This is a genomic window from Nocardia sp. CS682 (genome assembly GCF_004634405.1).
GTDB lineage: Bacteria > Actinomycetota > Actinomycetes > Mycobacteriales > Mycobacteriaceae > Nocardia > Nocardia ninae.
Genome location: NZ_CP029710.1, coordinates 190,122 through 212,907, shown reverse-complemented (window position 1 = coordinate 212,907; position 22,786 = coordinate 190,122). Strand labels below are relative to the sequence as shown.

The following is a 22,786-nucleotide window of genomic DNA, read 5'->3' as shown; positions in this document are numbered from 1 at the left end:
ACCACAAGGCCGACTGGTCGGTGCTGTGTCAAACTGAGCCGCATGGTTGGCGGAGAAGCACCTATCTCGAACGTGTCGGACACCGCCCGGTGGGTGGCCGCCTACCGGGCCCGCGAAACGGCACGCCCCGATGCGCTGTTCCAGGACCCGCTGGCCGACCGGCTCGCCGGCCCCCAGGGCTACGCCATCGCCGACGCCGCACCGAGCATCATGCGCAACGGCTGGCCGGTGATCGCCCGCACCAAACTCATCGACGACCTCATCACCAAGTCCATCGACGAGGGCTGTGACCGGATCCTGAACCTGGCCGCCGGATTGGACACCCGCCCCTACCGTCTGGCCCTGCCCGCCGACTTCGTCTGGGTCGAAGCCGACCTGCCCGAGATCCTCGAGGAGAAGGAGGCCAGTCTCGCCGGCGAAACCCCGCACTGCGTGCTGATCCGCCGGGCCGTCGACCTCGCCGATCCTGAAGCGAGAGAGAAGTTCCTCGACGAGGCGCTCGGTGCGATCGGCCCGGTCACCTCCCGTGCGAGCAAGGCGCTGGTGCTCACCGAGGGGTTGCTGTTCTACCTCGACGTCGACACGGTCACCGACCTGGTCCGAGCACTGACCAGGCCGGAGGTCGCGTGGTGGATGGCCGACACCAACCTCGGCACGCTGCGGATGCGTTCGGAATCCCTGCTGGAGAACGCGCCGATGAAGTTCGAGCCGCCGGGCGGGCTCACCTTCTTCGAAGAACTCGGCTGGCAGCCGCTGGAGGTGGAAGAACTTCTGGTGCACGCGCGCAAATACCGCCGCGCCCCCTGGTTTTTGCGCCCGTTCACCTATCTGCCCGCCCCTGACCTGCGCAAGCCCATGCGCCGTCCATGGTCCGGGGTGATCCGGTTCCGCCAGGAGTAGGCGGCTACGCGGGCTTGCTGAACTCTTCGATCAGCACCGGGTACTGCTCGCCACCGTGTCCGGCCGCGATCGCACGGTCGGCGATGGCCTTGAACAACTTCGGCAGTTCGGCATTGACGCCGAGCGCCTCGCTCTCCTCGATCAGATGCGTCATCGCCCGCACGTCGGTTTCCAAGGCCGACGTCTCGGCGGTGAACGAACCGTTGTCGATCTGCTCGGCATAACCCGGCAGCCAGCCGGCCACCCCGACGGCCATCTGCTGCGCGAACGGCGCATACGTCGCGGCATCGACACCGGCCGTGCGCAGCATCGCCGTGCCCTGCAACCAGGCGTTGAGCACGCTCCACATCATCGCCAGGCCAGCCACGTCGTACAGCGACGCCAGCCCATGATCCGCACCGAGGTAGGAGATCGTGCCCAGCGCTTCGAGTGTCGACCGGTGCGCCGCGAGGTCCGACTCCGGACCGCTGTGCAGAATCACCGCCTCGGCGGTTCCGATCCCCGGCGGCAGGGCCATGATGGCGCCGTCCAAGTAACGGGCGCCGCGTTTCTCGGCCCACCGCACTGCTTCCCGGGCCTGGGTCGAGTCGCCCGAGGTCAGGTTGACCAACATCGTTCCCCCGAGATCGGCCGCGTCCAGCAGCTCGTACACGGCGTCGTAGTCGGTGAGGCAGATGATGGTCAGACCGCTGTTCGCGAGCGCCTCGCCGACCGTCGGCGCCAGCAGCGCCCCCTCGGCCACCAACTTCTCGGCCTTGGCCGCCGTACGGTTCCACACGGTTGTCGGATGCCCCGCCTTCAGGAACGCTCCCGCGAGCGCCTGCCCCATCAGCCCGAGTCCGATGACGGCCACAGATGTTTCGGTTTTCTTGTCCATGGCAGCATCATCAACGTTGATACCGGTATGAAGGTCAAGTGAGGTCGCGATGCGCATCGGGGAACTGAGTCGTCGAACGGGCGTCAACGCCCACCAACTCCGCTACTACGGCGCCCAAGGCCTCCTCGAAGCCGACCGCAACCCCAACGGCTACCGCGAATACGACGAATCCGCCATCCTGCGCGTCAAACAGATCCGCCACCTCCTCGGCGCGGGCCTGTCCTCCGAAGACATCGCCTACCTCCTCCCCTGCGCCGTCGGCGAAAACCCCGAACTCCCCGGCTGCCCCGAACTCCTCACCGCCATGCGCGCCCGCCTCCAACGCCTCGACGACCAGATGACCAAGCTCGCCCAGGCTCGCGCCGCATTGGCCGACTACATCACCGCCGCCGAAGAATCCGGCAGCGAAACCTATCCGCCGTTCGACGGGACCGAGTTGGAGTGCATTCCCGCCTGAACCGGCACAACCAACGTCGAGTGGGCGGGAAGCGACCCGCTGGCCGTGGTGGCCAGCGGGTCGGGTGGGGTGGGGTTACTGCGCTGCGCGTCCCTGGAGGGACTTGACGTTGTTGCCGAAGGTCCAGTTGCGGGAGCCGTCCCAGTTGATGGACCAGGTCATCAGGCCTTTGAGGGCGTTGGCGGAGCCGGTGCCGTAGTGGTTCCAGGCTTGAGATACCAGGGCTGGGGACATGTAGCCGCCGCCTGCGCCGGGTTGGGCGGGCAGGCCGGGGGCTTGTTTGTCGTAGGGAACGGTGATGGTGGTGCCCTGGATGGTGAGACCTTTGGCGAGGCAGTCGGTTTGGGCGATGAAGCCTTGGACGGTGCCGGCCTGGTAGGAGTCGCCTGCGCAGCCGTACATGCTGCCGTTGTAGTACTGCATGTTGAGCCACCAGAGGCGGCCGTTGTCGGCGTACTTCTTGATGATCGGCAGGTAGGCGCCCCAGATGGAGCCGTAGGTGACGCTGCCGCCGGTGACGTAGGCGGTTTCGGGGGCCATGGTGAGGCCGAACCCGGCGGGCATCTGGGCGAGCACGCCGTCGATGATGCGGATCAGGTTGGCCTGGGAAGCCGAGAGGGTCTTGATGTTTCCGCTGCCGACGAGACCGGTTTCCAGGTCGATGTCGATGCCGTCGAAGTTGTACCGCTTGAGGATCGGCACGATGGTCGCGATGAACCGGTCGGCGACCGCACTGGAGCTGAGGTCGATGCCGGCGGCCGCGCCGCCGATCGACATCAAGATGGTGGCGCCGGCGGCTTTGGCCTGGCACATCTCGGCGGGGGTCGCGACCTTGACGGTCGGTTCCATGCCGTCTTCCCAGCGCGCGGTGCCGTTGGACTCGATGACCGGGAACGCCGTGTTGATGACGTTGTAGCCGTGCGCGGCGATCCGGGCGTCAGTGATCGGAATCCAGCCCATGCCCGGGTGCACACCGTTGGCCGCGCCGTCCCAACTCTCCCAATAACCCTGCAGGACTTTACCGCTCGGCTTCGGCTTGGTCGGACAGACATCGGCCGGTGCCGCGGCAACACCCGGCGCGACCGCGACCACCATGGTGCCGATCACCGCCAATACCGCCATCAAATATCTGAGCATTACCGAGCGTTGGCCGAGTCCACGCGAGCCACAGGTGGAGTTCATAACCAAGTAGAAACACACCCCTGCTGATCAACTCCAATGGCGACAACTGGGGAGAGGTTGCCCTATAACAACTGGTTAGCGGGGGCGATTTCGCCGCACTGCCACGCGTGCGGATGTCAAAGCGATTGCGGCGAGGCCGGATACGTCTCCGGCCTCGCCGACGATGACGGGTCGATCAGAGCTGACCGTGCTGGGAGTCGAAGGTGGCGACGCGGCCGCCGAGTTGGATCTGGGCGCCGGGGGTCAGCTTGACCGGGTGGCCGGGGATGGCGCGGGTCCAGTCCTGGTGGCCGGGTTGGCGGATGTGGGTGCCGTTGGTGGAGCCGCCGTCGACGACCGTGACGTCCCAGTCGATGAGGCGAATCTCGGCGTGGGCGCGCGACATGCCACCCGAATGGTCTGCCACGCGGACCGGGCGGGCACCGCGGGCGACCGCTTCCGCGTGCTCGGGTTCGCGGCCCAGGACGCAGTCGTTGTCGAGGACGAACGAGGTGCCGTCGTCGAGCAGCAGCAGGCCGAGTGGTGGACGGATGCCGTCGGTGAGTATGCAGGTCAGCTGATCCATTCGGATACCACAGACCGCGCAGAACGACACCCGCGGATCGTTCAGATGGTCACGCGCGCACTTGAATCCCTTGACCACGACACCACGCGACTCGGCCACGACACCACCGTCGCGGCCGCGGGGCGCCAGCGCCTCGCCGGGCACCACGGTCTCTTCGAGATCGACATCGCGGACCGCAGGGTGGTCCGGAAGGTGCTGAGCCGCACCAGGTTCCGGGCGCACAATGCCGGGTTGCGCACCGCTGTGCGCCGCACTCTCCGGCTGTCCCGCGCCGACCGGCTTGGCCAGCCGCGGCGCACTAGCCGGCGACACCCTCTCGTGCGGCTGCACCGGGCTCACTGCCGGAGAACTTCCGCTGGACTGCTCGGCGACCGCATCCGCCGGAGGGACCTGCGGGCCGCGCGGGACCAGACGTGCCGACCCCGTAGCAGACTCCCGCGACACCGCTGACGCGCCGTACTGCTCCGTCGCGGCATCCGCGACATCGTCCTGTTTCCGCAGATCCGGAACCTGCTGCGGCGCAACACCATGTTGCTGCTCAACACCCGTCGACCCGGAGGCTTCAGTCTCCCGCGCCACCGGCGATGTGCTGTAGTACTCCGTCCCGGCATCCGCGACATCGTCCCGTTTCCAGAGGTCAGGGGCTCGCAGCGACTCGCCACCGGGCACCTCGGCGCTGTGTGGCTCGGCACCGTGTCGCTGCCCGACCCCGGGCTGCTCGTCGAACCCGCGTGGCGCCTGGCCTCCGGTCGGTGTCTCGGCGTTGTGCTGCGGCCGAACCCCGTGCTCCTCGAACCCGGACCGCCGCTGCACACCGAACTCCGCCTGCGCACCGTGCGGCTGGGCAACCCCGGGGTGCTGCTCGACCCCGCGCAGTGGAACCCCCTCCGCACCAGCGGCGAGACCACCGGCACTAAACCACAGCACCACCCCACCACCCGGCGCCGTACCTTCCCCCAACGCGAAAACCCCACGCTCAGGCAACATCTCAGCCACCTGACCCACCTCATCCACGAACAACCCCACCCCGACCCCCGGCGCAGGCGTCACCACCCGGTCGACAGTGAACCCCGCCTCCCGTCCGCGCAAAATCTCCGACCGCTCCGCGCCGGCCAGCACCGCCGTCACCCCACCGTGCAGAAACACCGCGACCCCACCGTCTCCCGGCGTGATCACCCCGAACTCGACCGCGTCCTCATCCCCGTTCTCCAACCCCATCAACCAGTTGGTGGCCAACCGCGCCACCGTCCGCCCGCTGCGCCGCGGCTCGTTGGAGGTCGCCTGCCGCACGATCCCGAGCAACGCCGTCATCGCCCGCGCCGCCACCGAATCCGCGGTCACCGCACCCTCGTCCCGGTGCGCGACCAGCACGACCACACCCCCGCTGCTCGCCACCAGATGACGACCGGGAAGGACCTCGATCTGCCTGCTCACACGAACCTGCCGCCCTGGAATCGCCACCGATGGAACACCACGCGCATCGGTCCGTTCACGATCAGCCAGAACACGATCCAGGTGAGGATGAACTGGATCAGGAACGCGGTCAGCGAGGGACGCAGCGACTCGGGCAGCACGATGGTCGTGTACCGGACGAGCACCCACATGAGCGCCCCCTCGTTGACCATGGTGAGAAAACCGAACAGCGTCGGCCAATCCTTTTCCCAGCGGAACTGTTGCAAGAAATGGTAGAGCAACTCCCACAGCACCCCGACCAGAACGGTGCCGAGCAGGATCGACAGCGTCACCCGGTATGCCTGCCCGAGACTCAGCGATCCCGTCGGCAGCAGCGGGGTGATGATCAGCGCGACGAAAAACCCGATCACGCTCAGCGCGAGCACCCGGGTCTGGATTCGCCCGTTCAATGTCGGCAGCATCAGATCCTCTTGTTCATGACCCAGGCCCACCACTGGCTCGTCGAGCGCAGCGGACCCATTCGCTTGCAGAACCCCAGCGCCGCAAGATCGTCCGCGATCTCCTGCGCGGCGATCTGCAAGCCGAGAAAGGTGTCCACCCCGACGAACGGCCCACCCAGTGTCGCGCTACCGGATGCATAGATGCGCCCGATGCCACTTCGCGTGCCGATCAGTTCGAAGGTGGTGTCCACATCCAGCCGCCCAACCGGATTACGGCCCGCACCAGCGTGATCCAGCAGGTCCGCCAGCAACCGATGCTCACGGATATCGGCTTCGAGCCCGGTGCAGTCGATGATGTAATCGACCGTCGTGTCGAACGGCTGCGTCGGCGGCGGCACCGGCAGTTCCGCGGTGGGGTCCGGGATGATGGTGGCGACCACGCCCTGCCGTCCCGCGGCGGGCCGCGGCGCACGCATCGTCCCGGCCATCACCTGATACCACCCCTGCTTGCGCCCGCGCCGCAACTGCTCCTGCCACAGACGCCGGATCGGCGTATTCGTCCCGGAGATCTCCTGGTACGCCGCCGCCCGCTGCTCACCTTGCAGGGTGCGCATCTTCTGCTTGAGCTGCCCGCCCCACACCGACTTCGGATAGTTGAACCCCTGATACGCCCAGCCGTCGGCACCCTTGCGCCGGTTGAACACATTCTTGCCATGCGACTTCGCGACATAGGTGCGGAACAGATGCAGGATCTGCGTGTTCAACTGCATCCGGTCCCGGTCGTCGATGAGCCGCTGCAACACCCGGCTGGCCACGATCCCGCTACCTCGGATCAGCACCGTTCCCGGCCTGCGCTGCAACGCCTGATACACGTGCTCGTGCGGCTCGTACGCGTTCACCACCCGCGTCGGATCGCGATGCGTCTCCCGGTACTCCTGCAGATCCGGCAGCAGCTTCAATCCCGGATAGCCCACCGCCACATGCACATACGTGCTGCGAAACGCCACCCGCTTGGTCGGCGTCGACCCCGCGGCCGGGGTGAGAATCGTGAAGTATCCCCCACCGTGCCGCTTGCGCACCATGCGAACCTGCCCGCGATGCAACGAGCTCGCATAGCCGATGCGGTGGAACTCCCGCTCCATCCCGACGAACGCCTGCCCCGCCCGCGGTGTGTAGTAGTTCGCGAAGATCGGTTCCACGAACACATTCCACAGCGGTTTGATCGACTTGTCCGCGATCGCCTCCCGCACCGCATAGGACGGAAAGCCCCACATGTTGTCCGGCTCGGACGCCGAATCGCTGCGCAACCGCTCGCCGCGCGGGATCTGTGACACCCGAGTCAGATACTCGTACGACGCCCACGGATGTTCCTGCGGCCCGAGCACCGCCATCGACTGCGCGGGCACCCCGAAGATCCGCAGCGTGTCATAGGTGACGAAGGAGCCGATCCCACTGCCGATCGTCACGAACGGCACATCCACCACCGGAATCCCGGCTCTGTCCAACATTTCATCGGCCCACACGTCGGTATCGACGAGGGCCTGGGTGAGATCTCCCCGCATTTCGGGCACTCTACCGGCCCGTTCTTACCGATGGCTTACGATCCGCCGGCCCCCGGACCCGTGCGTGGTAAACCGCGAGAGGCTCGCACGCCGGTGTGCCACGCACCCGCCGACCTCGGGGATTTTGCGACGCGCGGGATCGGATCTCACCGAACATGCCACGGCGGCCGGGCTTTCGGAAGTAGCATGCGCTCGTGGCTGACTCACTGCGGGTCCTCGTGTACAGCAACGACGCCGATACCCGGCGCCAGGTGATCCTGGCACTGGGCAAACACCCGCACCCGGAACTACCCGAGTTCGACTACCTCGAAGTGGCCACCGGCCCCGTGGTGATCGAGCACATGGACGCGGGCGGCATCGACCTCGCCATCCTCGACGGTGAATCGGCGCCGACCGGCGGGCTCGGCATCGCCAAGCAACTCAAGGACGAAATCGAGCACTGCCCACCGGTGCTCGTGCTCACCGGTCGCCCGGACGACGCCTGGCTGGCCAAGTGGTCGCGCGCGGAGGCCGCGGTCTCGCATCCGATCGACCCGATCCGGCTCACCGAGGCGGTCGTCGGCGTGCTGCGCAACCGCTCGGCAGCCTGACGCCTTACCCTGCGTTGCCGCAGTCATTCATACAGACTGCACATTAATCCCCCGCTGATGGACATGGTCGCCGGAGCCGATCGAGTTCCGGCGCCAATGCGGGTGTAGACGGGCGCGTATCGGCACGGCTATGTCGCGAAAGCCGACCCACCGCAAGTGCGCATCAAGTGCCGAAATCCGCACGGACAACGCCATTTTCGCAGCACAGACTGACCGGTCAACCAACGTCACGTGACAACACCCCGGATTACCCCCGTTTCAGTCATAAATCGACGTCGCGAATTCGATCAAACGCAGCAGTCAAACCTCGAGCACTCAGAGCGATCAGTTGTAGGCTGTGCCCTAGCTCACAGGAGCGCGGGTACCAGCCCTACCCGCCTCGAGCAGGCCATGAGGCGCGTCTGGCCGAGGCGGACAACGACGTCAGCCCGCCTCGGAAGCTGCCGTCCGGCAACGGACGACCCATCCGCGGGCTCCAGCTGGCAAGGAGGGGAAGTGCAGTCGTGAATATCGAGATGCCCACTCTTGTATTAGGCGCGGTCGCTGCGGCGTTCGCGGTGTTCACCATCATCATGGCGGCCCTCGTCGGCCCGAAGCGGTACAACCGAGCCAAGCTCGAGGCGTACGAGTGCGGTATCGAGCCGACACCGCACGCCATCGCGGGCGGTCCGGGAAACGTGACCGGCCAACGCTTTCCGGTGAAGTACTACCTCACCGCCATGCTGTTCATCATCTTCGACATCGAGATCGTGTTCCTCTACCCGTGGGCAGTCCACTTCGATGCGCTCGGTCTCTTCGGTCTCGCCGCGATGGCGTTGTTCATCTTCAACGTCTCCGTGGCCTACGCCTACGAATGGCGGCGCGGTGGGCTCAGCTGGGAGTGATTGCCGCGCAACGTGTTCGGGCGACGAGTGGAAGTGAAGGTTAGTCGGATATGGGGTTAGAGGAAAAGCTGCCCAGCGGTTTTCTGCTGAGCACGGTAGAGGATTTCGCCGGTTATCTGCGTAAGGGCTCGCTGTGGCCCGCCACCTTCGGTCTGGCCTGCTGCGCCATCGAGATGATGGCCACCGGCGCAGGCCGTTTCGACATCGCCCGCTTCGGCATGGAGGCGTTCCGCGCCTCGCCGCGGCAGGCCGACCTGATGATCGTCGCGGGCCGGGTCAGCAACAAGATGGCGCCGGTGCTGCGCCAGGTCTACGACCAGATGACCGAGCCGAAATGGGTGCTCGCCATGGGTGTCTGCGCGTCCTCGGGCGGCATGTTCAACAACTACGCCATCGTGCAGGGCGTGGATCACGTGGTGCCGGTCGACATCTATCTGCCCGGCTGCCCGCCGCGCCCGGAGATGCTGCTGAACGCGATTCTGGCACTGCACGCAAAGATTCAGGAGATGCCACTGGGCGTCAATCGCGAAGAGGCCGTGAAGGCCGCCGAAGCGGCGGCGCTGGCCTCGACCCCGACCATCCGGATGGAGGGTCTGCTGCGATGACGTTCGACTCCCCCGACAACACCACCACCGCGCACGACGAAATCGACGCGGCGGCAACGGCAGGCCCGGAAGGCACACTGCCCAGCGAGGACGATCAGCAGGCGCCCGGCGCCGAGGTGATCGGCGTGCGCCGCGGCATGTTCGGCGTCACCGGCACCGGCGACACCTCCGGCTACGGCGGACTGGTCCGCCCGGTCACCCTGCCCGGCAGCACACCGGCGCCCTACGGCGGCTACTTCGACGAGATCGTCGACGCCTTACGCGGCGCGCTCGACGCGGCGGGCACCCGGCTCGAGACCGTGCTGGAGAAGATCGTCGTGTTCCGCGGCGAACTCACCCTGCACGTGCACCGCGAGCACCTGGTGACCGTCGCTCAGCTGTTGCGTGACCATCCCGCACTGCGTTTCGAGCTGTGCCTGGGCGTCAGCGGCGTGCACTACCCCGAGGACGCGGGCCGCGAACTGCACGCGGTGTATCCGCTCATGTCGATCACGCACAACCGCAGGCTGCGCGTCGAGGTGTCCGCCCCCGACGCCGACCCGCACATCCCCTCGCTGTTCGGGGTGTACCCGACCACCGACTGGCACGAGCGGGAGACCTACGACTTCTTCGGCATCCTCTTCGACGGGCACCCCTCGCTCACTCGAATCCTGATGCCCGACGACTGGAACGGTCACCCCCAGCGCAAGGACTACCCGCTCGGCGGGATCCCGGTCGAGTACAAGGGCGCGCGGATACCGCCGCCCGACGAGCGGAGGGCTTACAACTAATGAACGAGACAGATACCCGGCCCGACGTCGCAGGCGACGCTGGGCCGGAACCGACTGTGGTCACCGTCGCCGGCCAGGACTGGGAAGAGGTCGCCGACTCCCTGCGCGGCGCGGGCGAGGAACGCATCGTCGTCAACATGGGCCCGCAGCACCCGTCCACCCACGGCGTGCTGCGGCTCATCCTCGAGATCGAGGGCGAGACCGTCACCGAGGCGCGCTGCGGCATCGGCTACCTGCACACCGGCATCGAGAAGAACCTGGAGTTCCGCAACTGGACCCAGGGCGTCACCTTCGTCACCCGGATGGACTACCTGTCGCCGTTCTTCAACGAGACGGCGTACTGCCTCGGCGTGGAGAAGCTGCTCGACATCACCGACGCGATCCCGGAGCGGGTCAACATCATTCGGGTGATGCTGATGGAGCTGAACCGCATCTCCTCGCACCTGGTGGCGCTGGCCACCGGCGGCATGGAACTCGGCGCGCTCACCCCGATGCTGTTCGGTTTCCGGGAACGCGAACTGATCCTCGACGTCTTCGAGACCATCACCGGCCTGCGGATGAACCACGCCTACATCCGGCCCGGCGGCCTGGCTCAGGATCTGCCCGACGACGGCGTCAGCAAAGTGCGGGAACTGCTGGACCTGATGCCGAAGCGGCTGCGCGACATGGAGCAGCTGCTCACCTCGAACCCGATCTGGAAGGCCCGCACCCAGGACATCGGCTACCTGAACCTGCAGGGCTGCATGGCCCTCGGGATCACCGGCCCGGTACTGCGCGCCACCGGCCTGCCGCACGACCTGCGTAAGTCGCAGCCGTACTGCGGTTACGAGAACTACGAATTCGACATCCCCACCACCACGGGCGGTGACTGCTACGGCCGCTACGTGATCCGGGTGGACGAGATGAAGGAGTCGCTCAAGATCGTCGAACAGTGCCTGGACAAGTTGCGCCCCGGCCCGGTGATGGTCGACGACAAGAAGATCGCCTGGCCCGCCGACCTGCAACTCGGCCCGGACGGACTCGGCAACTCCGCCAAGCACATCGGCAAGATCATGGGCACGTCCATGGAGGGCCTCATCCACCACTTCAAGCTGGTCACCGAGGGCATCCGGGTGCCGGCCGGTCAGGTGTACACCGCCGTCGAGTCACCGCGCGGCGAGCTCGGGGTGCACATGGTGAGCGACGGCGGCACCCGGCCCTTCCGGGTGCACTACCGCGACCCCTCGTTCACCAATCTGCAAGCGGTAGCGGCGACTTGCGAGGGCGGCATGGTCGCCGACGTGATCGCCGCGGTCGCCAGCATCGACCCGGTCATGGGCGGAGTGGACCGATGAGCGAGCGCGCCATCGCCAGCGAGGAGCAGTCATGAGTATCGACCGCATACCGGCGGACACCGGCACCGCAATCCTGCTCCGGCTCACCACCCGGCCCGAGCCGTATCAGCCGTTCATCCGCGAGCGGCTGGAGCTGGACGCCAAAGAGATCATCGCGCGCTACCCGGAGCCGCGCTCGGCGTTGCTGCCGCTGCTGCACCTGGTGCAGGCCGAGGAGGGCTGCGTCACCGGCACCGGCATCGACTTCTGCGCCGACCAGCTCGGTCTGACCGGCGCCGAGGTCACCGCGGTGGCCACCTTCTACTCGATGTACCGGCGCACCCCGACCGGCGACTACCACGTCGGCGTGTGCACCAACACGCTGTGCGCGGTGATGGGTGGCGACGCCATCCTCGCCACGCTGGAGCGGCATCTCGGGATCGGCCACGGCGACACCACCGCCGACGGGAAGGTCACCCTCGAGCACATCGAGTGCAACGCGGCCTGCGATTTCGCCCCGGTGGTCATGGTCAACTGGGAGTTCTTCGACAACCAGACCCCGGAATCGGCTCGGGCCCTGGTGGATTCGCTGCGCACGGGTCAGCAGGTGACGCCCACGCGCGGCGCACCGCTGTGCACCTTCAAGGAAACCGCGCGCATCCTGGCCGGTTTCCCCGACGAGCGCCCCGGCGTGCTCGACGGCGCCGCGGGCGAGGCCACCCTGGCCGGCCTCCGGGTCGCCCACCAGCAGCAGAATTCCGAAAGTGCAGCGCCGCAACAGAATTCGGAGGGCGCCTGACATGACACTGACTCCCGTACTCACCAGGTACTGGGATGACCCGCAGTCGTGGACGATGGACACCTACCGTCGCCACGACGGCTACCAGGCGCTGCGCAAGGCGCTGTCGATGGAGCCGGACCAGGTCATCCAGACCGTCAAGGATGCGGGCCTGCGCGGCCGCGGCGGCGCGGGCTTCCCCACGGGCATGAAGTGGAGCTTCATCCCGCAGGGCGCGGGCCCGGACGGTGTCAGCAAACCGCACTACATGGTGGTCAATGCCGACGAGTCCGAACCCGGTACCTGCAAAGACATTCCGTTGATGCTGTCGAGCCCGCACGCGCTGATCGAGGGCATCATCATCGGCTCCTACGCCATCCGCGCGGCGCACGCGTTCATCTACCTGCGCGGTGAAGTGGTGCCGGTGCTGCGCAGGCTGCACGCCGCCGTCGCGCAGGCCTACGAGGCGGGCTTCCTCGGCCGCAACATCCTCGGCTCCGGCTACGACCTCGAACTCATCGTGCACGCCGGCGCGGGCGCCTACATCTGCGGTGAGGAAACCGCGCTGCTGGACTCGCTGGAAGGTCGTCGCGGGCAGCCCCGGCTGCGTCCGCCGTTCCCGGCTGTCGCGGGCCTCTACGCCTGCCCGACCGTGGTGAACAACGTGGAATCCATTGCCAGCGTGCCGCCGATCATCCTCAACGGCACCGCCTGGTTCCGCTCGATGGGCACCGAGAAGTCCCCCGGCTTCACGCTGTACTCGCTGTCGGGGCACGTGAAGCGGCCGGGCCAGTACGAGGCTCCGCTCGGCGTCACCCTGCGGGAACTGCTCGGGTACGCCGGTGGCGTCCGCGAGGGGCACACGGTGAAGTTCTGGACACCCGGTGGTTCGTCCACCCCGCTGTTCACCGACGCCCACCTCGACGTGCCGCTCGACTACGAGGGCGTCGCCGCCGCCGGATCCATGTTGGGCACCAAGGCTTTACAGATCTTCGACGACACCACCTGCGTGGTGCGCGCGGTGCTGCGCTGGACCGAGTTCTACATGCACGAATCCTGCGGCAAGTGCACCCCGTGCCGGGAAGGCACGTACTGGCTGGTCCAACTGTTGCAGCGGATCGAATCGGGCCGGGGCACCGAAGCCGACCTGGACAAGTTGCTCGACATCAGCGACACCATCAACGGCAAGTCGTTCTGTGCGCTCGGCGACGGTGCGGCGAGCCCGATCGTCTCGTCGCTGAAGTACTTCCGCGACGAGTACGTCGCTCACCTCGGGCAGGGGTGTCCGTTCGATCCGGCGCGCTCCACCGCGTGGGCCAATGACGACGGCGCGGACGTGCGAGAAACGGAAGGAGCGCAACGATGACCGCATCGCGTAGCGATTCGATGAGGGGTGGCGGTCGGGCGACGGGTGGGCCCGCCACCGTGAATACCAACGCCAGCGGGGTCGTCCCCGCCGATCTGGTCAGCGTCACCATCGATGACACCACGGTCAGCGTGCCCGCGGGCACCCTGGTGATCCGGGCCGCCGAGCTGATCGGCATCCAGATCCCGCGCTTCTGCGACCATCCGCTGCTCGACCCGGTCGGGGCCTGCCGCCAGTGCATCGTCGAGGTCGAAGGCCAGCGCAAGCCGGTCGCGTCGTGCACCATGACCGTCACCGACGGCATGGTGGTGCGCACCCAGCTCACCTCCGCGGTGGCCGACAAGGCGCAAGAGGGTGTGATGGAGCTGCTGCTCATCAACCACCCGCTCGACTGCCCGGTCTGCGACAAGGGCGGTGAATGCCCGCTGCAGAACCAGGCGATGTCCACCGGTCGCGCCGAATCCCGCTTCGAGGGCGAGAAGCGCACCTATCCCAAGCCGATTCCGTTGTCCACCGCGGTGCTGCTGGACCGCGAACGCTGCGTGCTCTGCGCGCGCTGCACCCGCTTCTCCCAGCAGGTCGCCGGTGACCCGTTCATCGAACTGCTGGAACGCGGCGCGCTGCAACAGGTCGGCACCGGACAGGCCGAGCCGCTGGATTCCTACTTCTCCGGCAACACCGTGCAGATCTGCCCGGTCGGCGCGCTGACCGGCACCAGCTACCGGTTCCGCGCCCGCCCGTTCGACCTGGTGTCGAGCCCGAATGTGTGTGAACACTGCGCGTCCGGTTGCGCGCAGCGCACCGACCACCGTCGCGGCAAGGTGCTTCGCCGGTTGGCCGGCGACGATCCGCAGGTCAACGAGGAATGGAACTGCGACAAGGGTCGCTGGGCCTTCGCCTATGCGACCGAACGCGACCGCCTCACCACACCGCTGGTCCGCGGCTGGGACGGCAAACTGGCACCTGCGTCGTGGTCCGAGGCGCTCGCCGCGGCCGCGGAAGGGCTGGCCGCCGCCTTCGGCAGCGCGGGCGTGCTGGTGGGTGGGCGCGTCACCGAAGAGGACGCCTACACCTACGCCAAGTTCGCGCGAATCGCGTTGGGCACCAACGACGTCGACTTCCGGGCCAGGGCACACTCGGCTGAGGAGGCCGACTTCCTCGCCGCGCGCGTGGCGGGCCATGGCATGACGGTCAGCTACGAGAACCTGGAGACCGCGCCGATCGTCCTGCTCGTCGGGTTCGAGCCGGAGGAGGAGTCGCCGATCGTCTACCTGCGGCTGCGCAAGACCGCACGCAAGCGCCGCATGCCGATCTACTCACTCGCCCCGTACTCCTCGCGCGGCCTGGATCGGATGTCGGGCAAGCTGATGCAAGCCATGCCGGGTGCCGAGCCGCATCTGCTGGATGCCATCCGTAACGGCGACACCGCAACGCCCGGCGCCGATCCCACGCAGATCTCCGATGCCGGACGCCTGCTGCGCGAACCGGGCGCAGTGATCATGGTCGGCGAGCGGATGGCAGGCATCCCCGGCGCGCTGTCGGCCGCGGTCCGGCTCGCCGACGAGACCGGTGCCGCGCTGGCCTGGGTACCACGCCGGGCCGGTGAGCGCGGCGCGGTCGAGGCCGGTGCGCTGCCCGGCCTGCTGCCCGGTGGTCGTCCGGTGGTGGATCCCTCGGCCCGCCAACAGGTTCGGATCGTCTGGAACGTGCCGGATCTGCCGGTCACCCCCGGTCGCGATACCGCAGCCATCCTGGAAGCCGCGCCCGGTCTCGGCGCACTGGTGATCGGTGGCGTCGACGTCGCCGACCTGCCGGATCCGCGCGGGGCGCTCGCGGCCATCGATGCCGCACGCTTCGTCGTCAGCCTGGAACAGCGGCACAGCGCGGTCACCGACCGGGCCGACGTCGTGTTCCCGGTCGCCACCGCGATGGAGAAGTCCGGCACCTTCCGCACCTGGGAGGGCAGGCCACGCCCGTTCACCGCCGCACTCGGCGACGACATGGTGCGCCGCCAGCCGGCCCCGCTGTCGGATCAGCGCGTGCTGCAAGCGATCGCCGACGAGATGAAGGTGCGCCTCGGCCTGCCGTCCACCGAAGCGGCCCGGGCCGAACTCGCCGAACTCGGCGCCTGGGACGGTGCCCCCGTCGCAGCGCCCGCACACCGCCCGCACCCGCTGACCCAACCGGGGCCCGGCACCGCGGTGCTGGCCAGCTGGCGCATGCTGCTCGACCTGGGCCGCCTGCAAGAGGGCGAACCCAATCTGGCGGGCATCGCCCGGACCCCGGTGGCCCGGCTGTCCCCCGCGACGGCCGCCGAAATCGGCGCCGCCACCGACGATCACGTGACCGTCGCCAGCGAGCACGGCACCGTCACGCTGCCGCTGGTGATCACCGACCTGCCCGACCGGGTGGTCTGGCTGCCGCAGCACTCGCCGGGCAGCTCGATCGCCGAACAGTTGGCCACCCAGCCCGGCGGCATCGTGCAGCTGCGGCGCGCCGACGACAGGATGAAGGAGCACAGGCATGAGTGATCTCTCCTTGTTCGGTCACGACCCACTCTGGCTCGTGATCGGAAAGTCCCTCGCCATCTTCGTGTTCCTGTTGCTCACCCCGATGATCGCGGTGGTCGCGGAACGAAAGATCGTGGCGCGCATGCAGATGCGCATCGGCCCGAACCGGATCGGCCCGTACGGCATGCTGCAGAGCATCGCCGACGGCGTGAAGATGGCACTCAAGGAAGACATCATTCCGGCCATCGTGGACAAGCCGGTCTTCATCATGGCGCCGATCATCTCGCTGATCCCGGCCGTGATGGCGTTCGCGGTGATCCCGTTCGGCCCCGAGGTTTCGATCTTCGGGCACCAGACCGCGTTGCAGCTCACCGACCTGCCGGTGGCGGTGCTCTACATTCTGGCGATCACCTCGATCGGCGTGTACGGCATCGTGCTCGCCGGCTGGTCGTCGGGTTCCACCTACCCGCTGCTGGGCGGCCTGCGCTCGACCGCGCAGGTGATCTCCTACGAGATCGCGATGGCACTGTGCTTCGCCACCGTGTTCCTGCTGACCGGCACCATGTCCACCTCGGGCATCGTGGCCGCACAGGACGGCACCTGGTACGTCTTCCTGCTGCTGCCGTCGTTCCTGATCTACTGCGTGTCCATGGTCGGCGAGACCAACCGGGCCCCGTTCGATCTCCCCGAGGCCGAGGGTGAGCTGGTCGGCGGCTTCCACACCGAGTACTCCTCGCTGAAGTTCGCCATGTTCATGATGGCCGAATACATCAACATGGCAACGGTTTCCGCGCTCGCCACCACCCTGTTCCTGGGTGGCTGGCACGCGCCGTGGCCGTTGAACATGTGGGACGGCGCGAACAGCGGCTGGTGGCCGGTGCTGTGGTTCACCGCCAAGGTCTGGATGTTCCTGTTCGTGTTCATCTGGCTGCGCGGCACGCTGCCCCGCCTGCGTTACGACCAGTTCATGAACCTCGGCTGGAAGCTGCTCATCCCGGCTTCGCTGCTCTGGGTGATGCTGGTCGCCACCGCCCGCGTGCTGCAGGCCGAGGGCTATGAGATCCAGACGCCGGCGCTGGTCATCGGCGGCCTGCTGGTCTCCGGGCTGATGGTGTGGATGTTCCTGCGGGCCGGACGCAAGGGTGGCGCTGCGCCGCCCGCCGAGCCGGTCCCGGCCGCACCGACCGCGGATTCGGCTGTGTTCCTCGGCTTTCCGACGCCGCCGCTGCCCGACCGTCCCCGCGAGGTGGCCAAGTCGGGACTGTTCGATCCGCTGGCCGGGTTCGCGGTGACCGCGGCGACCATGTTCAAGAAGCCGAACACCGAGTTCTATCCGGAACAGAAGGTACCGACCGCGCCGCGCTACCACGGGCGCCACCAGCTCAACCGGCACCCGGACGGGCTGGAGAAGTGCATCGGCTGCGAGCTGTGCGCCTGGGCCTGCCCCGCCGACGCGATCTACGTCGAAGGCGCGGACAACACCGAGACGGAACGCTTTTCGCCGGGTGAACGGTACGGGCAGGTCTACCAGATCAACTACCTGCGCTGCATCGGCTGCGGATTGTGCATCGAGGCGTGCCCGACGCGCGCGTTGACCATGACCAACGACTACGAGATGACCGACGACAACCGCGCCGGACTCATCTACGAGAAGGACCGGCTGCTGGTGCCGCTGCAACCGGGCATGTCCGCCCCGCCGCACGCCATGTACCCGGGCGCCGACGAAGGCGACTACTACCGCGGCAACGTGCCGGGTAGCGCGCAGGAAGCCAACGGCGGCAACGCAACCGACGCGCCGGAGAGCCCGAAGGAGCCCGCCGCGGTGGGCGTGGAAGGAGGGTCGCGGTGAACTCGCTGATACTGGCCGCCGAGCCACTCACCCGCACCGGGACCGGCGAGGCGGTGAACTTCTGGGTGCTCGCGCCGCTGGCCGTGGTCGGCGCGCTCGGCATGGTGTTCGCCCGCAAGGCCGTGCATTCGGCGATCTGCCTGGCCGCCACCATGATCGTGCTCGCCGTCTTCTACATGGCCCAAGACGCACTGTTCCTCGGCGTCGTGCAGATCGTCGTCTACACCGGCGCGGTCATGATGCTGTTCCTGTTCGTGCTGATGCTGGTCGGTGTCGACTCCGCCGAATCGCTCAAAGAGAACCTGCGCGGGCAGCAGCTCGCCGCTGCGGCGGTCGGTGTCGGCTTCGGCATGCTGCTGATCAGCGGTATCGCCCGGGGCATCCGGGAATCCGAGATCAGCTTCCCGGCAACCGGTTTCGCGGGCCGCGACGTGATCGGCGAACTCGCCGAGCTGATCTTCGTGCGCTACGTGTGGGCCTTCGAGCTCACCGGCGCGCTGCTGATCACCGCGACCATCGGCGCGATGGTGCTCGCGCACCGCGAGCAGTTCGGGCCGAAGATCGGGCAGCGCGAGATGTCGGTGCGCCGGTTCCGCGAGGCAGGCCACCGGGCCACCCCGCTGCCGACGCCGGGCGTCTACGCCAGGCACAACGCGGTCGACATCCCGGCCAGGCTGCCCGACGGCTCCTTCGAGGAACTCTCGGTCAGCACCATCCTGCGGCACCGCCGCACCCGGGCGCTCGCCGAGGCAGCGGTCACCCCGGCCGCAGCCAAGACCCAAGCACCCGGCAACTCGGTCGCGTCCACGACCGACGCACCCGCCGGCTCGGTCGCGACCGAGAACCAGAGCGACGAGGAAGGCAACCGGTGAATCCCCAGAACTACCTGTTCCTGTCCGCCCTGCTGTTCACGATCGGCGCGGCCGGCGTGCTGCTGCGGCGCAACGCCATCGTGGTGTTCATGTGCATCGAGCTGATGCTCAACGCGGTGAACCTCGCATTCGTCACCTTCGCCAGGTTGCACGCGAACCTGGACGGTCAGGTATTCGCGTTCTTCACCATGGTGGTCGCCGCGGCCGAAGTCGTTGTCGGCCTTGCCATCATCATGACCATCTTCCGCGCCCGCCGCTCGACCTCGGTCGACGACGCCAACCTGTTGAAGTTCTGATATGGGTACAGCGACGCTCTGGCTCATGCCCGCCCTGCCGCTCGCAGGTGCGGTATTCCTTCTGCTCACCGGCCGTTTCAGCGACAAGTGGGGGCATCTGCTCGGCACCGCGCTGGCGCTGGCCGCGTTCGTGGTCGCCGGCATCGGCTTCTTCGACATGCTCGGCCGCGACACCGCGCAGCGCGGCATGCACACCGACCTGTTCAGCTGGGTTCCGGTGGCCGGGCTGCAAGCCGACTTCAGCCTCCAACTCGACCAGCTGTCCATGTGTTTCGCGCTGCTGATCACCGGCGTCGGCTCGCTGATCCACATCTACTCCATCGGCTACATGAGCCACGACCCGGGACGGCGCCGATTCTTCGGCTATCTCAACCTGTTCCTGGCGGCCATGCTGCTGCTGGTGCTCGCGAACAACTACCTGGTGCTCTACCTCGGCTGGGAAGGCGTCGGCCTGGCGTCCTACCTGCTCATCGGGTTCTGGTACCACAAGCCCTCGGCGGCCACCGCGGCCAAGAAGGCGTTCGTGGTCAACCGGGTTGGTGACATGGGGCTGGCGATCGCCATGTTCGTCATGTTCGCCACGTTCGGGTCGATCAACTTCACCGACGTGTTCACGGGTGCGCCGCAGGCCGGGGAGGGCACGCTCACCGCAATCGGGTTGTTGCTGCTGCTCGCCGCGTGCGGTAAGTCCGCGCAGGTGCCGCTGCAATCCTGGCTCGGGGACGCGATGGAAGGCCCGACCCCGGTGTCGGCGCTCATCCACGCGGCCACCATGGTTACCGCGGGTGTGTACCTGATCGCGCGGTCCGGTCCGATCTTCGACCTGGCGCCGGACGCACGGCTCGGCGTCGTGCTCGTCGGCGCGGTGACGCTGTTGTTCGGTGCGATCGTCGGCTGCGCCAAGGACGACATCAAGAAGGCGCTCGCCGCCTCGACCATGAGTCAGATCGGTTACATGGTGCTCGCCGCGGGCCTCGGCCCGGCCGGATACGCCTTCGCCATCATGCATCTGCTCACCCACGGGTTCTTCAAGGCCGGACTGTTCCTCGGGGCCGGCTCGGTGATGCACGCGATGGACGACGAGACCGATATGCGCCGCTACGGCGGACTGCGCAAACTACTGCCGATCACGTATGTCACCTTCGGGCTCGGCTACCTCGCCATCATCGGCGTGCCGCCGTTCGCCGGGTTCTTCTCCAAGGACAAGATCATCGAGGTGGCGTTCAACCAGGGCGGCGTCAGCGGTTTGGTGCTCGGCACGGTAACGCTGCTCGGTGCCGGGATCACCGCGTTCTACATGACGCGGGTGATGATCATGACGTTCTTCGGTGAACGCCGCTGGAAGCCCGACACCCATCCGCACGAAGCCCCCGCGGTGATGACCGGGCCGATGATCCTGCTCGCCATCGGATCGGTCACCGCGGGTGCGCTGTTCGCGTTCGGTGCCTCGCTGCAGAACTGGCTCGCGCCGGTCGTCGGCGTGCATCACGGCGAGCATGTCGTCCCGGCGGGTGTCGTCACCGCGCTCGCGCTGACGGTGGTCGCCGTCGGTGTCGGCATCGCCTACTACCAGTACGCGCAGCGCGACATCCCCGAGCACGCACCGGCAACCGTCTCCGCACTGACCGTCGCGGCCCGCAAGGATCTCTACGGTGACGCGGTCAACGAGGCGGCTTTCATGCGCCCGGGCAGCCACCTGACCCGCGCGCTGGTGTTCCTCGACAACCGGGGCATCGACGGGATCGTCAACGGGACGGCCGCGCTGATCGGTGGTCTGTCCGCTCGAATCCGGCGGGTACAGACCGGATTCGTGCGGTCCTATGCCCTGTCCATGTTCACCGGCGCGGCCCTGGTGGCTGCCGCCCTGCTGGCGGTGAGGTTGTGGTGAAGGACTTTCCCTGGTTGACCACGTTGTGGTTGGCGCCTGTCATCGGCGCGGTCGTCGTGCTGGCGCTGCCCGCCGCGCAACGACTGCTCGCGCGCTGGGTCGCGCTGGTGGTATCGATCGCGGTGCTGGCGTTCGCCGTCGTGCTCGCCGTGCGCTTCGAACCCGGTGGCGAGCAGTACCAGTTCGTCGAGGACCACGAGTGGATACCGGCCTTCGGCGCCGGATACACCGTCGGCGTCGACGGGATCGCGCTGGTGCTGGTGCTGCTCACCACCGCGCTGGTGCCGCTGCTGATCCTCGCGGGCTGGCACGACGAGCGCGAGGTCGGCAGCGGGCGGCGGGTGTCGCACACCTATGTCGCGCTGACGCTGCTGGTCGAGGCGATGGTGCTGATCTCCTTCGTCTCGCTCGACATTCTGCTGTTCTACGTGTTCTTCGAAGCCATGCTGATCCCGATGTACTTCCTCATCGGTGGCTTCGGACCGCGGTCGGCGAATGTGGAACTGCGCCAGCAGCGGTCGCGGGCGGCGGTGAAGTTCCTGCTGTACAACCTGTTCGGCGGGCTGATCATGCTGGCCGCGGTGATCGGGTTGTACGTGGTCACCGCCCGCAACGGGCTCGGCGCGGACTCGGCGGGCACCTTCGACTTCCGCACCGTGGTCGCCGCCGCCAACTCCGGACAGCTCGGCGCCGCGCCCGCGGTGCTCAACGCGCTGTTCCTCGGCTTCATGTTCGCCTTCGCGGTAAAGGCGCCGCTGTGGCCGCTGCACACCTGGCTGCCCGACGCCGCCGTCGCCGCGACACCGTCGAGTGCGGTGCTGATGATGGCGGTGGTGGACAAGGTCGGCACCTTCGGCATGCTGCGCTACTGCCTGATGCTGTTCCCCGACGCGTCGAGTACCTATGCGCCGCTGGTGATCACGCTCGCCGTGATCGGCATCATCTACGGTGCGCTGCTGGCCATCGGGCAGACCGACGTGATGCGGTTGATCGCCTACACCTCGATCTCCCACTTCGGCTTCATCATCCTGGGCATCTTCGCGATGACCAGTCAGGGGCAGACGGGTGCCACGCTGTACATGGTCAACCACGGCATCTCCACCGCCGCGCTGTTCCTGATCGCCGGATTCCTGGTGTCGCGCCGCGGTACTCGGCTCATCGCCGACTTCGGCGGGGTGCAGAAGGTGGCGCCGGTACTGGCGGGCAGCTTCTTCATCGCGGGTCTGGCCACTCTCTCGTTGCCCGGGCTCGCGCCGTTCATCAGTGAGTTCCTGGTGCTGGTCGGCACCTTCAGCCGCTACCAGTTCGCGGCGGTCGTCGCGACCGGTGCGCTGGTGCTCGCGGCGCTGTATGTGCTGTGGCTCTACCAGCGGATGATGACCGGCCCGGTCAAGGAGGGCAACGAACACATCTACGACCTGGTGCCCCGCGAGCTCGCGGTGGTGGTGCCGTTGATCGCGGCGCTGCTGTTCTTCGGTGTGTATCCGAAACCGATCCTGGACTTCATCAATCCCGCGGTGAGCCAGACATTGACGACCATCGGCAAACACGATCCCGAGCCCGCGGTGCCCACGCTGCCCGAGGCGGGTAAGGCCGAACATTCCGGAGGTGCCCACAAATGAGTCGCATCAGTGTTCGCGTCGCCATCGCTCTCGTCGTCGCGGGTCTG

The 22,786-nt window shown here is 67.4% G+C and carries 20 protein-coding genes; 15 read left to right on the top strand and 5 right to left on the bottom strand.

The annotated features are described in order from the left end of the window. The first annotated feature begins 42 nt into the window (after positions 1-42). On the top strand, positions 43-900 hold the full coding sequence (locus DMB37_RS00975; RefSeq protein ID WP_135231005.1) for an SAM-dependent methyltransferase: 858 nt from the start codon (positions 43-45) through the stop codon (positions 898-900). Positions 901-904: 4 nt separating this feature from the next. Here DMB37_RS00975 and DMB37_RS00970 read toward each other — a convergent pair whose 3' ends face one another. After that, positions 905-1,777: an NAD(P)-dependent oxidoreductase gene (locus tag DMB37_RS00970; RefSeq protein WP_135231004.1), complete on the bottom strand. Its 873-nt coding sequence runs from the start codon at positions 1,775-1,777 to the stop codon at positions 905-907. Positions 1,778-1,826: 49 nt separating this feature from the next. On the opposite strand from DMB37_RS00970, the gene DMB37_RS00965 reads away from it, so the two are divergent. After that, complete coding sequence (locus tag DMB37_RS00965; RefSeq protein ID WP_135231003.1) at positions 1,827-2,234, top strand: MerR family transcriptional regulator; 408 nt, start codon at positions 1,827-1,829, stop codon at positions 2,232-2,234. Between the two features lie 75 nt (positions 2,235-2,309). Here DMB37_RS00965 and DMB37_RS00960 read toward each other — a convergent pair whose 3' ends face one another. From DMB37_RS00960 to DMB37_RS00945, 4 genes are all read right to left on the bottom strand, one after another. Then, positions 2,310-3,371 carry a chitinase gene (locus DMB37_RS00960; protein WP_135231002.1) on the bottom strand — a complete coding sequence of 354 codons (1,062 nt, stop codon included), beginning with the start codon at positions 3,369-3,371 and terminating at the stop codon, positions 2,310-2,312. Positions 3,372-3,591: 220 nt separating this feature from the next. Next, complete coding sequence (locus DMB37_RS00955; protein WP_240772179.1) at positions 3,592-5,415, bottom strand: FHA domain-containing protein; 1,824 nt, start codon at positions 5,413-5,415, stop codon at positions 3,592-3,594. Next, positions 5,412-5,855 (bottom strand): hypothetical protein, encoded by a 444-nt coding sequence (locus DMB37_RS00950; RefSeq protein WP_107656639.1) that lies wholly within the window; start codon positions 5,853-5,855, stop codon positions 5,412-5,414. The genes DMB37_RS00955 and DMB37_RS00950 overlap by 4 nt, the downstream gene beginning before the upstream one ends. Continuing rightward, the gene (locus DMB37_RS00945; RefSeq protein WP_135231001.1) at positions 5,855-7,396 is read right to left on the bottom strand and encodes a hypothetical protein; all 1,542 of its coding nucleotides are present in this window, start codon (positions 7,394-7,396) and stop codon (positions 5,855-5,857) included. Before DMB37_RS00945 ends, DMB37_RS00950 begins: the two co-directional genes overlap by 1 nt. Before the next feature lie 194 nt (positions 7,397-7,590). Between DMB37_RS00945 and DMB37_RS00940 the strand changes: the two genes are divergently transcribed. From DMB37_RS00940 to DMB37_RS00880, 13 genes are all read left to right on the top strand, one after another. Beyond that, positions 7,591-7,986 (top strand): response regulator transcription factor, encoded by a 396-nt coding sequence (locus DMB37_RS00940; RefSeq protein WP_135231000.1) that lies wholly within the window; start codon positions 7,591-7,593, stop codon positions 7,984-7,986. Between the two features lie 515 nt (positions 7,987-8,501). Next, positions 8,502-8,870, top strand: coding sequence for an NADH-quinone oxidoreductase subunit A (locus DMB37_RS00935; protein WP_228540775.1), 369 nt, complete (start codon positions 8,502-8,504; stop codon positions 8,868-8,870). Between the two features lie 50 nt (positions 8,871-8,920). After that, a complete protein-coding gene (locus DMB37_RS00930) occupies positions 8,921-9,475 on the top strand; it encodes an NADH-quinone oxidoreductase subunit B family protein (RefSeq protein ID WP_135230999.1) in 555 nt (184 codons plus the stop codon). After that, entirely contained in the window at positions 9,472-10,245 is a 774-nt protein-coding gene (locus DMB37_RS00925) for an NADH-quinone oxidoreductase subunit C (RefSeq protein ID WP_206055150.1), read from the top strand. The genes DMB37_RS00930 and DMB37_RS00925 overlap by 4 nt, the downstream gene beginning before the upstream one ends. Beyond that, entirely contained in the window at positions 10,245-11,579 is a 1,335-nt protein-coding gene (gene nuoD / locus DMB37_RS00920; RefSeq protein ID WP_135230998.1) for an NADH dehydrogenase (quinone) subunit D, read from the top strand. Before DMB37_RS00925 ends, nuoD begins: the two co-directional genes overlap by 1 nt. Positions 11,580-11,610: 31 nt before the next feature. Then, positions 11,611-12,357, top strand: a complete 747-nt coding sequence (gene nuoE, locus DMB37_RS00915; RefSeq protein WP_135230997.1) for an NADH-quinone oxidoreductase subunit NuoE — start codon at positions 11,611-11,613, stop codon at positions 12,355-12,357. 1 nt (position 12,358) lies between these two features. Further along, a complete protein-coding gene (nuoF, locus tag DMB37_RS00910) occupies positions 12,359-13,702 on the top strand; it encodes an NADH-quinone oxidoreductase subunit NuoF (RefSeq protein WP_135230996.1) in 1,344 nt (447 codons plus the stop codon). A 20-nt stretch (positions 13,703-13,722) separates the two neighbouring features. After that, positions 13,723-16,233, top strand: a complete 2,511-nt coding sequence (locus tag DMB37_RS00905; RefSeq protein WP_135237256.1) for an NADH-quinone oxidoreductase subunit G — start codon at positions 13,723-13,725, stop codon at positions 16,231-16,233. Next, a complete protein-coding gene (nuoH, locus tag DMB37_RS00900) occupies positions 16,226-18,061 on the top strand; it encodes an NADH-quinone oxidoreductase subunit NuoH (RefSeq protein ID WP_135230995.1) in 1,836 nt (611 codons plus the stop codon). The genes DMB37_RS00905 and nuoH overlap by 8 nt, the downstream gene beginning before the upstream one ends. After that, complete coding sequence (locus DMB37_RS00895; RefSeq protein WP_240772178.1) at positions 18,058-18,933, top strand: NADH-quinone oxidoreductase subunit J; 876 nt, start codon at positions 18,058-18,060, stop codon at positions 18,931-18,933. The genes nuoH and DMB37_RS00895 overlap by 4 nt, the downstream gene beginning before the upstream one ends. Next, the gene (gene nuoK, locus DMB37_RS00890) at positions 18,930-19,229 is read left to right on the top strand and encodes an NADH-quinone oxidoreductase subunit NuoK (protein WP_107656630.1); all 300 of its coding nucleotides are present in this window, start codon (positions 18,930-18,932) and stop codon (positions 19,227-19,229) included. The genes DMB37_RS00895 and nuoK overlap by 4 nt, the downstream gene beginning before the upstream one ends. 1 nt (position 19,230) lies before the next feature. Next, positions 19,231-21,117 carry an NADH-quinone oxidoreductase subunit L gene (nuoL, locus tag DMB37_RS00885; RefSeq protein WP_135230994.1) on the top strand — a complete coding sequence of 629 codons (1,887 nt, stop codon included), beginning with the start codon at positions 19,231-19,233 and terminating at the stop codon, positions 21,115-21,117. Next, positions 21,114-22,739, top strand: coding sequence for an NADH-quinone oxidoreductase subunit M (locus DMB37_RS00880; RefSeq protein WP_135237255.1), 1,626 nt, complete (start codon positions 21,114-21,116; stop codon positions 22,737-22,739). The genes nuoL and DMB37_RS00880 overlap by 4 nt, the downstream gene beginning before the upstream one ends. Positions 22,740-22,786: the final 47 nt, after the last annotated feature.